The following is a 14,986-nucleotide window of genomic DNA, read 5'->3' on the forward strand; positions in this document are numbered from 1 at the left end:
GGGATATATATTATGTATGACTTGCAAATGTTTACTATGAGAGATATGTCAGAATGTGGTTTAGCTCTGCGTAGTTTAGGCAAAAAAGCTAACAGTATGGAGGAAGTTGGTAATCATATTGTCCAATATCTTTATAACAATTTAATTGATTTAAAATCTGGTGAAAGATCCTGTGCGCTTGTCCGTTTTTTCAAAACTCACTCTTACGGAGAACTCCCACCAAAATTACAAGAATATACACATAGTCTTGTTAGCAATGATGTACTAGAAAATAATCTCAAGTGTTTAACTTTATTGTCAACTGCTGGACAAAAATCAGAATGGAACTCACGGCATAAATCTGAGGGACACAAAGTAATTCCTCTCTTCAGTAAAGAGATGATTGCTCAGATACCTATGATTTTTCAACTTATCCAACAACTAGGGTTAAATCTTGATACTGTAGTGCGACCAGACCTGAATTTATTAACTGATTTAGAACAGAGGATGTATAACGTCTTTTATATCCCTGATGCCTTGGGTAGTCCTTATATTCCTTCACAAACATCATTTGTAATTCCTTATAATATCAAGTCTGTAGTTGGCTTTGGAGGATTATTGCCTTCAGGTAACATATTTATAATTATCATGTTCTTGAAAGTTGCTATTCCTCAGATAAGCGTCGATTTATTTCGTCCTTTAGCACTAAATGTAAAAATGGCAATACTACCTTTTGAAAATGAAAAAACTTTTACCGAGCAAGAGCAGCCTCTTGTAGATGAGAATATTTCAACGACAACAGATGATGAAACGTTTCAATATCTTAATTCACAGATTACAACACTAAATCAGTTATTAGATGTTTCTGAGCAATCTACTATAAGTCAATCAGATCACCTTGAACAAACAAATGCTTCTCTTCAGGAGACTTTGAAAAAGCTTCAATCAACTCAAATTCAATTAGTGCATAACGAAAAAATGTCTAGCTTAGGAAAACTCGTTGCTGGTATTGCTCATGAAATTAACAACCCTGTTAACTTTATTCATGGTAATCTCAGCTATGCTAAAGAATATACACATTCTATTGTAAAAATAATTCAGAAATATCAGAAATATTATCCAGATCCTCCTGAAGAAATCAAAAAGTTAGTTAAAGAGAATGACTTAGATTTTCTAATTCGAGACTTGACAAGAACTTTCAATTCTATGACAGTAGGAACCGAACGAATTACTGAAATTGTTAGCTCACTGCGAAATTTCTCTCGTTTAGATGAAGCAGAAATTAAACAAGTGTATATTCATGAAGGTATCGATAGTACTTTAATGATTTTAAAGCACTTTTTACAAGCTACAGATAAAACTCCAGAAATTGAAGTTGTTAAACATTATAGTCAATTACCTTTAATAGAATGCTATCCTGCTCAAATAAATCAAGTTTTTATGAATATCATTACTAATGCTATTGATGCATTACAAGATAGTAATAAATCATGGTTTAGAGCTAATAATCAACTAGAAAAACCCAATTGCCTATTACCAGTAATTCGTATTTCTACCGAAGTAATCGATCCAGAATGGGTAGCAATAACCATTGCTGATAATGGTTGTGGAATGAATGAGAAAGTGCGTGCAAGATTATTTGACCCTTTTTTTACTACTAAACCCGTGGGTAAAGGCACGGGTTTAGGTCTATCGATTAGTTACCAGATTATAGTCGAACAACATCGCGGAAAAATCAGCTGTATTTCTGTTCCAGAGCAAGGCACAGAATTTGTGATTAAGATTCCTGTAAAGACTAAAAATGTGTAGCGCATAAATAAATTTACTTGCTCTGAAACCTAGCCAGGCAAGCATAATTCCAATACGGTTCGGTTAAAGGGGAAAGATTTTAAATACATTCTTTACCCAGACCACAAGGAAAGTGAAAAATGCTTATCCGAACCGTATGGTGGTAATTCCACTATTTTTCCCCTGCCTTTGCTCCCGCGCCTCTTCGGTCAAGGTAGCCACCGGGGACGAAATCCGGCTAAGGGGAGTTGTTCTGGTCTAATTTCAACAGTCGCAGCATCAGCGATGGGTAGTAGAGGCATTAACCACAGGCTACTGGTAGCAATAACATCTCCATCATCAGTTTTCAAAGTGTTGGTGGGTAATGATGCTGGGGGGTTTGCCTGCGGTACTACTTGGTCAAATAACAAGCCTAAACCGTCAGCAGATAAACTCATTTGCACATTTCGTTGAGCGGGAGGCAGTACTAGCAGTGGTTTCTGTTGCCCGGTTTTCAAATCAATTGCCACTACATAAGGTTGTTCTATATATTGTTCCTTGGATACTAGCTGTGTCAGCAAGCAATAGAGGGTGGGTGAGGCAATATCGAATTGACAGCTGAGAATTGAGCCTGTAGTTTTTAATAGTTGTTTCTGTACACCTTGGTTTGTCACTAAAAACAAATCTCGCGTGTAATCTGTATTAAACTTTACCATCGCTGCTTGAGAGCCATCTTTAGAGAAAGCTTGTACCAAACCAAACTGCGGTAGAAAATCTAGAGGTTTACTGGCATCACCTTGCAGTGGTAAGATTGCTGCTCCCTGTCCTTGGGCAACTGCAACGGCTTTACTATCTGGGGTGATCATAAAGTCTCCCCCTGGTTGGCTCTTCAGACGTTTAGGGGTGGATTTTTCTGCTGAACCGTCGCTGGTTGCTGGCATAAACCATAGTCCAAAGTCGCCGGGATTATTTTTGTTTCCGCGCTGGATGACAATAGTTTGCCCATCAGGTGATAAGTCAAATTTCAGGTTTTGATAATCTTTACTATCTAAAACTAGGTCAACTTTGCCTCGTGGTTGTGCTTCTTGTCCAGATTTACTAGAAACGCCTGTTGTGACTGTGTACAGTTGGGCTGAAAGTAAGTCTTCGTTATTGCTGGCGCGAGCCGAAAATAAAATTTTCTCTCCATCTGGAAATGACTCGAAGTCCATTGCTATCAAGTCTTTGGGGGTAAGTACCGTTTTTTGCTCTTGGGTTAAGTTGTATAGAACTAATCGCCCCTGTTCTTCTTGATTGGTTCCGATATAAAGAATGACGCGATCGCGTGTGCGGAAGCTACCTGTAAAAGCCTGGATCGAGCGATTTTTGCCCTCTTGCTGTGCAAACTTATCTTTAGCTCCCTGTAACTGCAATTTATAATTCGTGCCATAAGGTGCTGGTGTTAACAGCGTATAAACCATTCGCCGCCCTGCCCAACTGAATTTACCTGCTAGGGGTGGCTCGATTTTCAAGTTATCCTCTACACTTTTTGTTTCCATTGGGCGGCTGAAGGTGAGGGTGAAGGAGTTATCTTCCGCCCCAATCTGTTGATTTTGCCAGGTAAAGTCGCGCACACGAGCAGTTACCACATCACCTTGCAATATAATTAACCCAATCAGCACACTTAGCAGTAGCATTAGTGCGATCGCTATCCGATCGAGTGGTTGGATAAATGCTTTAGATTTTGTCATTTGTCATTGGTCATTTGTCATTGGTCATTAGTCATCAACAAATAATTAATAACTATAAGGATTCTGGGGTTGAGGAATCTTTTTGAGAGAAGTAGCGGCAATGGTCAGTTGGCGTTTACCTGCCAAATTTTCTGTCGTCATTTGCCCTTCTACTTCCAGCCAAGTGTCAGGGGAGTAACGCTCTTGATTGTTTGGGAGTTTAACGGGTAATCCTATTGGGTAAGCATCTGCTGCACAGCAAGTTAAGACAAATCGGGCTAAGAACAAATATTCTTTTCCTATGTCTGGTGGATGAATAACAAATCCCTGAACTTTAACTTTTTGGCCTGTATATGCATCTGGTTCTGGATATACATTAACAGTGCGTACCCAATCTACAAGCGATCGCTCCTCTGGACGAACAGTAGCTCGAAAGGCTTGGGGTTTGACGCGTGTACTTCCCAATAAATCGGTGGTTACGCCCCTTTGGAGTGCTTTGTCACTAGCAAAAACTTGCGGTGTAATGATAAAACCTAAAATCGCTGTAATCAACAATAAAACACTGCCCCAACCAGGGGGAAATAAACTAATATGCTGGCTGTTTGGCATAACATCACGGCGACGGCGCTGCCAAAGTTCCTGTATCTTAAAAGAACCAATAATAATCAAGCAGATCCCACACACAATCACCAACCAAAAGTAATTTGGATGAATTAAGAGGTTCAGCTTATTAGTTAGCCAATATCTCAACATCAAAATTCCCCAAGCCGTAATTGCTAAGGCATCCAGCCAAGGTAGTAACAAATTTGGTATTTTAGATTTGGTTTTTTTGTTAGCCATTAATTATTAGGAAAGAACAAAAGACTAATTTTTTAAATAACATGCAAGTTCATGAAAAGGGTGAACAAGAATGTTAACTGTGCTGCTAAAGCGAATAGGTAAAAGACAGTTTTGGGCTTAAAAATAGATAACATCAAACCAACGCTTTTGATGTCAATCATTGGCCCAAACACTAGAAATGCTAACAAGGAACCACTACTAAAGGTCGAGGCAAAAGATAGAGCAAAGAAAGAATCGACTGTAGAACAAATTGACACCACTACTGCTAATATCAGCATGACTACAATCGAGCTAATTGGCCCAGCACCCAAACTGAGAATTAATTCACGGGGAGCTAAGACTTGAATCGCTGCTGCGATCGCACTACCTAAAATCATCACTCCCCCCAATTCCCGGAATTCTTGGATGCTATTATCTACCACTAGGTGCAGTTTATCTGCAAGGGGTTTATTGGTATTAGAAACCGGGGTAGTAGCCTGTACAAAATTAGCATCTATCCGCAGAGGTATACCTGTTTTTCCTCCTAAAATATAAGTCCCGGATTGCAAGATATTTGGTATCGCTTCTTGCTGTTCTACTTGGTAACGTTTACCACGGCGTTTGGTTTCCGGCTGCGCGGGTGGATTAAACTTCATATACCGAGCGATTGCAGGTTGGATTATCGGATTTAAGTCCTTTTGAAAACTGAAAACAAAACCAATAATTGTGGCAATTGCTAGAGAAAATACGACTCGTAAAACCACTATTTCTGGCTGATCTCGAAATGCTGTCCAAGTTGACCAAATTACAATTGGGTTAATTGTTGGCGCTGCTAGCAAAAAACCAATGGCCACTGGTGTGGGTACTCCCTGAATCAGGAACCGCCGCGCTACTGGCACATTCCCGCACTCACACACCGGAAATAAAAAGCCGATCAAGCTGCCAACTAAAGCACCCAGCAGCGGATTTTTGGGCATTTTTTCTACTAATTTGCGCTCATCAACAAAAAATAGCAGCAAACTAGAGAATAAGACCCCAAGAAGCAAAAAAGGCATCGCCTCGACTAGCAGACTTAGAAATATCGTAAAACCATTGTTCAGTTGATTCATGTGCGTCGCAGTCAAAAGCGGTTTTTAGTTTTAGGGTTCTGCCTAGTCATTCTATCGAAATGGGGATCAAAAGCAGTTCGGGAAAATTAAACATCATTTAAGTAGCAAGTTATCTTACGTTTCAAATAGCGCTTGAGCGCTACAAACCTTTGCTTCAGCCAAGATAGTAATTTTTACCTGAGTGCATTTACTGACGATGACCAGTTCTAAGATTGTCTAAGTTCAGAAATTGTTCCGATTATAGAGGGCAAGTAGCTGCATAGATGATTTGAAGTTACCTATGTTTATACTGACAGTAATTTGCTGGATAAGATATTAGCTCGGCTGTATTTTCATCAAGTATTCACAGTTATTGAACAATTGGCGTAGGTGTAGGTCGTTGTAGATATCGCTCTTGGTGGCTACAACACTTGATTTTGCATAGTTATGGCAAAATCTAATCTGAGCTTTGCTTGATTTTTTACTATAAAAACTCTAAAAAAGCAAGACAAAAGTTTAGCAAACACTGTAAATGCTTGCAATACCTTCTCCTCAAAGACAAGGTATTGTGGCGATCGCTCTTTTTGTATAAAAATCGCCATTAGGCTAAGAACCTGGACGGTAGCCATTCAGAACCCCGACTTTTTAAATAAGTTGGGGTTCTAGTATTCGCTGTTAATTACGTTTTTGTGGAGTTCCCCAAATCTTGATTTGTCGATCAAATCCGCCACTGGCGAGGATTTTACCATTGGGACTAAAAGCGATCGCACTTACCCAGTCTGTATGTCCACTCAGTGTATTTATTAACTCACCTGTGGTTAAATCCCACAACTTAATCCCATCTCTACCGGCACTAGCCAGGGTTTGCCTATCGGGGTTAATGGCGATCGCATTTACCCAGTTATTATGTCCTGTAAGGGTGCGGACTAATTCTCCAGTATTAATATTCCACAGTTTGACTGTGCGATCGCGGCTAGCACTCACTAATGTCTGTCCATCTGGTGTAAAGATGACAGCGCTAACAACATTAGAATGAGCCACAAATTCACTGATTAATTTACCAGTACTCAAGCTCCATACCTTGATTACACCCTTACTATCACCGCTAGCCAAGGTCTGTCCATCAGGGCTAATGGCTAGAGTATAAATCAAGTTATCGAAGCGTACTAGAGTCCCTAAAGGGCGCTGCTGTAGTAAATCCCATAGCCGAATCCCATCCAAAGCTCCACTGATCAGAAGTTTACTATCAGGAGACACCGCTAAAGATAATACGTTGCTGGTATGTCCCACAAAAGAGCGGCTAAATTTAAAATTTTTCAGACTCCAGAGGTTAATCGTGTTGTCATCACTACAACTAGCAAGGGTTTGCCCATCTGGTGAAATCACTAAAGACTCTACAGCTGCTTTGTGTGCTTTGTTAATATCACCTAACTTTTTACCATTTGCTGGATTCCACAGGCGAATAATACCCTCATTTTCTGCACCTCCACTCGCAAGAAGTCTGCTATCTGGACTGAAAGCGAGAGATTTAACAGTTCCGTTATGTCCTCTGAGTGTGTAAAGTAGTTGGGCATTAGCAAAGCTGTTAGTAGTTGGGGAGTTTGGTGTTACTTCAACGGCAGCATGAGCTTGATGAATGTAAAACCCTTGCCAGATAGTCACTGGAAGGGCAACAGCTGCCATAAATGACAGGATAATATACGGACGCAGAAAATTATCCCCACCTCTTCCCTCACTACTCACAGTTTTTCCTCACTTTTTATATACAAACAAACCACTTAGAATTATGAATTATCAACTCATAACTCAACACTCTTAAAGAGATGGTTTTTTCTTAGAAACGCTTAACATTGGTAAAGGCGCACTAGAAGAACGAGAGGGCAAATAATGTTGCACCACAGGTTCCTCTGGTAGAGGACGGCGCTGCTGGAAACGCCACAGCTTAAAGGCTAGCGCTATGCCTGTTGTTCCTAAACCAAAAGCGAACAATGACCAGCTATCATTCAATCCGCCAATCAGGGCATCTATAGCGCCCATCGTCACTAATACACTGATTAGTGGCTCTTTTCGGTAGGTTGACTTCAAAAAACGAGGTAATACAGCATTCATCACAGCTTGGTTGGTTCCAGTTCAGCTTTTGTGTATATTTACCAAGAATACCTCACCCATAATTTGCCTTTCTCATCGAAGGCAGACACTAATTATGATTTTCTTTAGTTGGGGAGGAAGTATAGTCATTATTGTCTTGCACATACTAGTTGCAAGTCTATGATATTTCTATCACTAATAGGTATTTTGATTCCTCTCTTGCTTACATTCTAGTGCAAAGCATTTCACTATCAATCGCCAAAGTCAAAACCAACTGGTTGTTCCAGCTGGTTGAAACTCTTTTAACTACTAGCTTAGAAGTTGCACCTTGTGCTGGTTAGTGGCACTACTTCAGACCCAGCCATGATAGCACCCCTTGATTGGTGACATATTCAATCACCAGCATCAAAGCGAAGCCAATCATTGCTGCTCGACCATTCAAGCGTTCAGCATATTCGTTAAAGCCAAACTTTGGCTCTTCTAGTTTAGGTGTAATTGTTGGTTGTGTTTGTGTCATTTTTAAGAAACCTTTTTTTTGGCAAACGGGAGTTGATATGAGAATTTACAGCAATTGTCAGGTATAAGCGGTAAAGGTTAAAGGAATTGAATAGTATTTTCCCCTTCAGCTTTACCCTAAACTTGGTAACTTATGAGCTAATTGCAGTGCTTGAATGTCAAGATGACTTGATTGATTCAGCAAAAGCTTCCTAGTAGGGAGCTATACAATCGCTCTTTTAATAAATTGTTACTATTCTTTATATATTGTATAAACACTGGGGTAATAGTCAAGGGCTTGAGTTTGGGGCTACTCAGATTAAATTAAGAAACTTAGAACACAGATTAACTATCTTTAATACAGCTATCTGTAATAAGTCGGTAGCAAGCTTGAGATTCGCAGGCTAGAGTTAAACAAAAAAATTATCAGAGGCTATATATGGAAATCGGCGTTCCGAAGGAAAATAAGGATCAAGAATTTCGTGTAGGGTTAAGTCCTTCTAGTGTGCGGGTGCTGCGAGAAAATGGTCATAGCATCTTCGTAGAAACACAAGCCGGGAATGGTGCTGGATTCTCAGATGATGACTACAGAAGTGCTGGAGCCGAGATTGTCCCCACATCAGAAACGGCTTGGAATCGGGAATTGGTTGTGAAAGTCAAAGAGCCGTTGACATCTGAGTATAAATTTTTGCAGAAAGGGCAGATATTATTTACTTATTTACATTTAGCTGCCGATCGCAAATTGACAGAGCATTTAATTGATTGTGGTACAACTGCGATCGCCTACGAAACCGTAGAACAACCTGGTGCTAACAAACTCCCCTTGCTCACCCCCATGAGCGTGATTGCCGGTCGGCTAGCAGTACAATTTGGGGCCAGATTTCTAGAACGTCAGCAAGGTGGTAGAGGATTGCTTTTGGGCGGTGTCCCTGGAGTCAAGCCAGGTAAAGTAGTAATTTTAGGTGGCGGTGTTGTCGGCACAGAAGCAGCTAAAATTGCAGTGGGTATGGGTGCGATCGTGCAGATTTTAGATGTGAGTGTCGAGCGCTTATCTTACCTAGAAACTCTGTTTGGCTCTAGGGTGGAATTGCTTTACAGCAACTCTGCTCATATTGAAGCTGCCGTTAAAGAAGCAGATTTGCTTATCGGTGCAGTTTTAGTGTTAGGACGTAGGGCCCCAACATTAGTATCGCGTGAATTAGTTAAACAAATGCGTCCTGGTTCGGTAATAGTTGATGTAGCCGTTGACCAAGGTGGTTGTATAGAAACTTTACGCGCCACATCTCACACAAATCCGGTATACCTCGAAGAAGGTGTGGTGCATTATGGCGTACCTAATATGCCAGGAGCAGTACCTTGGACAGCAACCCAGGCACTCAATAATAGTACATTACCTTATATCGTCCAGTTGGCGAATTTGGGAATTATGGCGCTAGAAGTTAACCCAGCCTTAGCGAAGGGTGTGAATGTGCAGAATCATCGCTTAGTGCATCCTGCTGTACAAGAGGTATTCCCTGATTTGGTAAATTAAGGTGTGTAAGGATTAGGCGATCGCTAATCAGACTAATTTTCTTGCCTTATGCGCGGATGGGTAGGTGTACAAAATGAGAAGGAGCAAAAAATGGCTACTGCTCCATCTATACAATGCTTTCAGGTCACTAGTAAATTTAAACCATCCGCGCACCTTATGGGGACTGGCTTTCAGCGATTTGCCTCTAGCCAAATCACAATTTATTGTGTTATCATTTCAGCATTCGCGCAACTGAACCTTGAAAACCAAATAAGACAAAGCTTTCAGAAGCCAGCCAATTGCAATTCAACAAAATCCCTATTAGGGATTGAAACGTTAAACTACCACCCCTTACTTAGTTGAAAATATAATTGCAATTCAACAAAATCCCTATTAGGGATTGAAACTTGTTTATCCCTGATTGATGAGTGTAGCTCATCAAATTGCAATTCAACAAAATCCCTATTAGGGATTGAAACTACAAATCACGAAACGTAGACATCATCAATAACAATTGCAATTCAACAAAATCCCTATTAGGGATTGAAACCGGCAAAAAGGATATCCCCGTTATTAAAAACAAAAATTGCAATTCAACAAAATCCCTATTAGGGATTGAAAGTCTAAATTTACTACTCATTCTTTTACTTTTCCTATTGCAATTCAACAAAATCCCTATTAGGGATTGAAACTTAGATTTATCTGCTGAAAAAGCTGATTTATTAAGATTGCAATTCAACAAAATCCCTATTAGGGATTGAAACAGAGGATTTTTTGGTTAGTCATCCCCGTATAAACATTGCAATTCAACAAAATCCCTATTAGGGATTGAAACGAGAAATACATCTTCTTGGAGATTGCGTAATCGTAGATTGCAATTCAACAAAATCCCTATTAGGGATTGAAACGTATTAATTCCTGATTGATGCGTGTAGCTCATCAAATTGCAATTCAACAAAATCCCTATTAGGGATTGAAACATTGAGTTATCTAATGACTGCATTGAAAACAATAGAATTGCAATTCAACAAAATCCCTATTAGGGATTGAAACGCAGAAAAAACTAGGGTATCCTGCATCTAAATATGATTGTAATTCATTAACATCCCTATTAGGGATTGAAATAATCGCCTCACTTTATCAATCGGCTATTGCAGATGTTAATGCTGCATTAAGGCAGTGGTAATATCAATTTTTTAAAGCATCACCAAACTACCTTCTGCTTCTTCTTCTAGTTCATAACCATTAGCCAGTTTTTCAATTGCTTGGTCAAGCATTGCCAAACCTTGATCTACCTTTTCAACTAAACTTAGTTGTCCTCGGAGTTCGGCAGCACCGACGAAACCTTTAGCATACCAAGTCATGTGCTTACGGGCTTGACGGACACCGCGATCGCCTTTATATTCCCACAAGGCTTGTAAATGATCTCTCGCACATTCCAAACGCTGAATCGGAGTAGGTGTCGGTAATATTTCCCCAGTTTTCAGGAAGTGATCGATTTCTCCAACCAAAAACGGATAACCCAAAGTCCCACGGGAACACATCACACCATCAGCACCAGTTTGTTCTAAACATTTCACCGCCGCTTCAACGGAAAAAATATCTCCATTCCCAATTACTGGGATAGAAAGCACTTCTTTTACACGAGTAATCCATTCCCAACGAGCATTGCCATTGTACCCTTGTGCGCGGGTACGTCCGTGGACTGTGATCATTTGTGCCCCTGCATCTTCCATCCGCTTGGCAAAGTCGAGAATAGTAATTTCGTTGTCATTCCAGCCAATACGGGTTTTTACAGTCACAGGTACATCAACAGCTTTTACCACTTCCCGCACAATTGCTTCTGCTACTTCTGGTTGCCGCAACAACGAAGAACCGCCACCATTTTTAGTGATTTTATTTACCGGACAACCCATATTAATATCAACAGTATCAGCACCTTCAGCAACTGCCTTGATTGCTGCTTCTGCCAAAAAATCGGGACGACAATCAAATAGTTGAATGCTAATTGGGCGTTCGTTGGGATCTACCTCCATGATTTTGGGTAACTGCTTAACATAATGCAATCCTGTAGCATTCACCATTTCGGTATACATCATAGAATCTGGTGCATAGCGACGCACAAGACGGCGAAACACCATATCCGTTACTCCAGATAGAGGCGACTGGAGAACCCGACTTTTTACCTCAAACGATCCAATTTTGAGGGGTTGAGAAAGTCTAGCTTGGAGAATCGGGGAAAGCGAAATCATACAAAAAATTAAAAATTATGGGAATGGAAAATAACAGGATTATTTATGGAGTGCTAATTGTAGGTTAGGTATCCTGACTTGGAGGCTGTTTTTGGATTTCTTGCTGAACTTCCTCTAAACTCAAACCTAACTCTTTTGCCATTTCCTCAAAACTCAATCCCAATCTCAACAACAAAGGTATCATTCTAAACTTTTCTTCACGCGTTCCTTCTTGTTTACCTTCTTGTTTACCCTCTTGCTTTCCTTGTTGATAAACTCGTGTTTGTTTCAAATCACTTAGACCAAACATACCTTCAATCTCCTCTGGACTCATCGTCGGAAACTTATAAACCAAAATTGTCTCTATTAATTCTAGTAACTGCCGCCGTTGTGGTTCAATGTTGATTTCTTGCTGAGTTCTCTCTATTAACTGTTTAGCAGATGTAATTGCTGTTTCCTCTTCATCGACCACTAGTTTCATAGTAGCAATTCCGACTGGCAGTGATGCAGTTTCACCCAATTCGTTAAGATAAATGCGAGTAACACGATTGCTAGTGAAAAATTCGCTGTAATTATTGATATCTGCTATATCTAGACTGCGATTGGGATAGATAACTACTCCTCGCCAAGAATTTTTAGGTTTATTTTGACGTAAGTATAAACAAATTTCTGAAATTAGGCGCGAATAAATTTCTGCGTCGGTTTGAAACTGGACTTCAACAAAATAAATCGGATTTTCTTGCCCTTGTGTTGGGAGAAAAACACCATCTATACGGAATGTCGTTTGCTTGATTTCAATTGAGGAGAATTTATACCCCTCTGCGGTTTGGGGTGGATTACCAATTAATTCAAAAAATATCTCAGGAAGTTCTTAAAAAAGGCGGTAAAAAATACTGTCAGTTTTCACGCTTGATGTATTGCGGTGATTTAAACCGTTAGATTTTACCGTGAAATACTACTGATAAAAATTATTAAGCCGACTGCGAGAAGCAATCGGCTTAACAAATTCATGATAATTTAGTTGCAATTTAGCCGTGAGTTGCACCTTGAGGGGGACGTGAGACAACTTTTTTGGCTAAACCCAAAGTCTGCAAAACTGAGATGCTCCACCAAGTAACATCAATCTCCCACCAAGAAAATCCAGATTTTGCCATGTGGGGATAAGTATGATGGTTATTGTGCCATCCTTCTCCATAAGTGACGATGGATACCCACCAAAGATTACGAGCGCCATCGTTAGCATCAAAGGTGCGATAACCCCACAGGTGTGATGCTGAGTTCACAAACCAGGTTGAGTGCCAAAGCAAGACACATCTGAGAAACACTCCGTAGAAGACAAAAGGCCATCCTCCTAACCCATATAGGAGTAGTGCGAAGGGTATTTGCAACAGCAAGAAGTAGCGATCTAGCCAACAATAAAAGGGTTGTCTTGCTAAATCAGGGGCATATTTTTTATAGGTGTCATAGTCAAAAAATTCTGGGCGTGGGTAGAAAATCCATAATATATGACTCCACCAAAACCCTCTTTGAGCAGAGTATGGGTCTAAATTAATATCTTCCGTGTGGGCGTGATGCTGGCGGTGTCCACCTACCCAAAAAATTGGCCCACCTTGCAAAGCCAGGGCTCCGATTAGGGCGATCGCATACTCTAACCACTTCGGAACTTGGAAACTCTTATGGCTCAGTAGTCTATGATATCCCAGGCAAATACCAATGCTCCCGAATAACCAGTGGAGAAACACTAGCAAACCTAATGCTGGCCAGGAGAAGAACCAAGGAGACATAAGTGCTAAGGCATGAAATGTAGCAAAAAATACTACATTTGTCCAACTGAGTCGAGGTGAGTTGCCTCTCTCAGGGGCGATCGCCCCAAAATTTGCGGTCATAAAAATTCCTGTTGATGGATGATGAAGCAATTTGCCTTTTCTCGGATGCCACCCCACAAGGGATTTACGCGCACTGTATACTAATTCGTTACAGTAGAGTAAAGCAAGTATCACTTACATTTGTTATGCTAGCAGAACTCTGATACCCCTGCAAGTGCCACTTGCATTTTTCTATGTCGTCTCACCTCGTTTCCACTCGCCAACGCTTGATTCAAGCTGCACTTGAGTTATTTTCTGCTCAGGGAGTTAGCGCTACCACAACCCGCCAAATTGCAGAAAAAGCCGAAGTCAACGAAGTGACTCTATTTCGGAATTTTGGCAATAAGCATGGACTGCTTTTAGCTGTGCTGGAAGAGTCCGCAGCCTTTAAGGATTTAGGTGAATCGCTGGTGCGGCGGGCAACGCCTCCCGGCAATGTGTACCAAGCTCTCAAAGATTATGCAAGTGATAGCTTGCACGCATTAGAACGAGTGCCAGAGTTTGTCCGGTCTGTGGTAGGTGAAGCCGACCAATTCCCGGCAGAAAATCGCCGCGCACTAGGCAGGGGAGTCACAGAGGCAAACCGTTATGTAGCTCAGTATTTAGCTACTGTAATCCAGCAAGGGCACCTAAATACTTATTTACCAGCAGAAAAATTAGCTAGTTTGCTAAATGGGATGATCTTGGGATATGCCGTAATTGAGTTCACCAGCGAATTTCACGAACTTTGGGAGGATCGAGATGATTTTCTCGAAAATTTGGTGGAGTTGTTTTTACATGGAGCGATGTCATCCTCAGCAGAATCAGCAATAAACTGCTTACAAGGAGGATTCACCACCACAGAAGTAGCTGATTTACCAGCTAGTTTAGTTCACGAAATTTTACAACAAGCCAGGAAATCGGGAACCCGAGATTATGCCTTGGCTTATGTGTTATTTGGGGCTGGGTTATCTGCCACAGAAATAATTAGCTTGGAGCGATCGCACCAAATTTACGATCCTCAAGGGCACTTCCTGCAAATTACAATCCCCGGATTTGTCCGTCAAGTACCAGTAAATCAGTGGATTTTGGGCAAACGCTACGGTTCTTTTACCAACAATCCCTTAATTAAATGGCTGAAAAGCCGTAAAGATGCTCAAACAGCCATGTTTTTGAATGAAACAGGTAAACCCATGACAGAATCAGAGCTTGAGACACGTTGGCAAGTATGGAGTGAGGGACTATTAACTCCCCAAGGACAAACGCCAGCGATCGCTCAGGCACAACAAACTTGGCGCGTAGAAATGTTGATGCGGGGAATCACCTTGGAAAACCTGATTATCTTAACAGGTTGCGATCGCATTCAATTACAACCCTATGTCCGCCGAGCCAAAGAAAAAGCTGCCCTAGAGCAAGCAACCCGATTGGATCATAAACCAGGATAGGGGAGCAGGGA

At 40.9% G+C, this 14,986-nt stretch carries 13 protein-coding genes and 1 CRISPR repeat array; of the genes, 3 read left to right on the forward strand and 10 right to left on the reverse strand.

The window, feature by feature from the left end:
* The first annotated feature begins 12 nt into the window (after positions 1-12).
* The gene (locus GNF10_RS28530) at positions 13-1,788 is read left to right on the forward strand and encodes a sensor histidine kinase (RefSeq protein WP_185592612.1); all 1,776 of its coding nucleotides are present in this window, start codon (positions 13-15) and stop codon (positions 1,786-1,788) included.
* A 188-nt stretch (positions 1,789-1,976) separates the two neighbouring features.
* Here the strand turns inward: GNF10_RS28530 and GNF10_RS28535 are convergent, their stop codons facing one another.
* The 7 genes from GNF10_RS28535 to GNF10_RS28565 all read right to left on the reverse strand — a co-directional run bounded on the left by GNF10_RS28535 (position 1,977) and on the right by GNF10_RS28565 (position 7,967).
* Positions 1,977-3,476: a hypothetical protein gene (locus tag GNF10_RS28535; RefSeq protein ID WP_185587149.1), complete on the reverse strand. Its 1,500-nt coding sequence runs from the start codon at positions 3,474-3,476 to the stop codon at positions 1,977-1,979.
* A gap of 45 nt (positions 3,477-3,521) precedes the next feature.
* The gene (locus tag GNF10_RS28540; RefSeq protein WP_185587152.1) at positions 3,522-4,295 is read right to left on the reverse strand and encodes a TIGR03943 family protein; all 774 of its coding nucleotides are present in this window, start codon (positions 4,293-4,295) and stop codon (positions 3,522-3,524) included.
* A gap of 32 nt (positions 4,296-4,327) precedes the next feature.
* Positions 4,328-5,383, reverse strand: coding sequence for a permease (locus tag GNF10_RS28545; RefSeq protein ID WP_185587154.1), 1,056 nt, complete (start codon positions 5,381-5,383; stop codon positions 4,328-4,330).
* Between the two features lie 401 nt (positions 5,384-5,784).
* Positions 5,785-5,991, reverse strand: coding sequence for a hypothetical protein (locus GNF10_RS28550; RefSeq protein ID WP_185587156.1), 207 nt, complete (start codon positions 5,989-5,991; stop codon positions 5,785-5,787).
* Between the two features lie 46 nt (positions 5,992-6,037).
* Positions 6,038-7,105, reverse strand: coding sequence for a WD40 repeat domain-containing protein (locus GNF10_RS28555; RefSeq protein WP_311774229.1), 1,068 nt, complete (start codon positions 7,103-7,105; stop codon positions 6,038-6,040).
* A gap of 72 nt (positions 7,106-7,177) precedes the next feature.
* Positions 7,178-7,471, reverse strand: coding sequence for a hypothetical protein (locus GNF10_RS28560; RefSeq protein WP_185587157.1), 294 nt, complete (start codon positions 7,469-7,471; stop codon positions 7,178-7,180).
* Between the two features lie 325 nt (positions 7,472-7,796).
* Positions 7,797-7,967 carry a chlorophyll a/b-binding protein gene (locus tag GNF10_RS28565; RefSeq protein ID WP_012410338.1) on the reverse strand — a complete coding sequence of 57 codons (171 nt, stop codon included), beginning with the start codon at positions 7,965-7,967 and terminating at the stop codon, positions 7,797-7,799.
* Between the two features lie 417 nt (positions 7,968-8,384).
* Here GNF10_RS28565 and ald point away from each other — a divergent pair, with 417 nt between their 5' ends.
* Positions 8,385-9,476, forward strand: coding sequence for an alanine dehydrogenase (gene ald, locus GNF10_RS28570; RefSeq protein ID WP_185580700.1), 1,092 nt, complete (start codon positions 8,385-8,387; stop codon positions 9,474-9,476).
* 277 nt (positions 9,477-9,753) lie between these two features.
* Positions 9,754-10,580: direct repeats of the CRISPR family, unit length 37 nt; unit sequence ATTGCAATTCAACAAAATCCCTATTAGGGATTGAAAC.
* Positions 10,581-10,651: 71 nt separating this feature from the next.
* Here the strand turns inward: ald and dusB are convergent.
* The 3 genes from dusB to GNF10_RS28585 form a co-directional block, all read right to left on the reverse strand.
* The gene (dusB, locus tag GNF10_RS28575) at positions 10,652-11,707 is read right to left on the reverse strand and encodes a tRNA dihydrouridine synthase DusB (protein WP_185580701.1); all 1,056 of its coding nucleotides are present in this window, start codon (positions 11,705-11,707) and stop codon (positions 10,652-10,654) included.
* Between the two features lie 64 nt (positions 11,708-11,771).
* Entirely contained in the window at positions 11,772-12,545 is a 774-nt protein-coding gene (locus tag GNF10_RS28580; RefSeq protein WP_311774230.1) for an Rpn family recombination-promoting nuclease/putative transposase, read from the reverse strand.
* Between the two features lie 169 nt (positions 12,546-12,714).
* Complete coding sequence (locus GNF10_RS28585; protein WP_185580702.1) at positions 12,715-13,572, reverse strand: fatty acid desaturase; 858 nt, start codon at positions 13,570-13,572, stop codon at positions 12,715-12,717.
* Positions 13,573-13,745: 173 nt separating this feature from the next.
* Here GNF10_RS28585 and GNF10_RS28590 point away from each other — a divergent pair, with 173 nt between their 5' ends.
* Complete coding sequence (locus GNF10_RS28590) at positions 13,746-14,975, forward strand: TetR family transcriptional regulator (protein ID WP_185580703.1); 1,230 nt, start codon at positions 13,746-13,748, stop codon at positions 14,973-14,975.
* The last annotated feature ends 11 nt before the right edge of the window (positions 14,976-14,986 follow it).

It is taken from the genome of Nostoc sp. UCD121 (assembly GCF_014222285.1).
GTDB lineage: Bacteria > Cyanobacteriota > Cyanobacteriia > Cyanobacteriales > Nostocaceae > Nostoc.

Excerpts from the sequence above, each read along its gene's own strand:
- GNF10_RS28530 (WP_185592612.1), top strand. The coding sequence starts at position 13 with ATGTATGACTTGCAAATGTTTACTATGAGAGATATGTCAGAATGTGGT.
- GNF10_RS28535 (WP_185587149.1), bottom strand. The coding sequence starts at position 3,476 with ATGACAAAATCTAAAGCATTTATCCAACCACTCGATCGGATAGCGATC.
- GNF10_RS28540 (WP_185587152.1), bottom strand. The coding sequence starts at position 4,295 with ATGGCTAACAAAAAAACCAAATCTAAAATACCAAATTTGTTACTACCT.
- GNF10_RS28545 (WP_185587154.1), bottom strand. The coding sequence starts at position 5,383 with ATGAATCAACTGAACAATGGTTTTACGATATTTCTAAGTCTGCTAGTC.
- GNF10_RS28550 (WP_185587156.1), bottom strand. The coding sequence starts at position 5,991 with ATGGCTACCGTCCAGGTTCTTAGCCTAATGGCGATTTTTATACAAAAA.
- GNF10_RS28560 (WP_185587157.1), bottom strand. The coding sequence starts at position 7,471 with ATGAATGCTGTATTACCTCGTTTTTTGAAGTCAACCTACCGAAAAGAG.
- GNF10_RS28565 (WP_012410338.1), bottom strand. The coding sequence starts at position 7,967 with ATGACACAAACACAACCAACAATTACACCTAAACTAGAAGAGCCAAAG.
- ald (WP_185580700.1), top strand. The coding sequence starts at position 8,385 with ATGGAAATCGGCGTTCCGAAGGAAAATAAGGATCAAGAATTTCGTGTA.
- dusB (WP_185580701.1), bottom strand. The coding sequence starts at position 11,707 with ATGATTTCGCTTTCCCCGATTCTCCAAGCTAGACTTTCTCAACCCCTC.
- GNF10_RS28585 (WP_185580702.1), bottom strand. The coding sequence starts at position 13,572 with ATGACCGCAAATTTTGGGGCGATCGCCCCTGAGAGAGGCAACTCACCT.
- GNF10_RS28590 (WP_185580703.1), top strand. The coding sequence starts at position 13,746 with ATGTCGTCTCACCTCGTTTCCACTCGCCAACGCTTGATTCAAGCTGCA.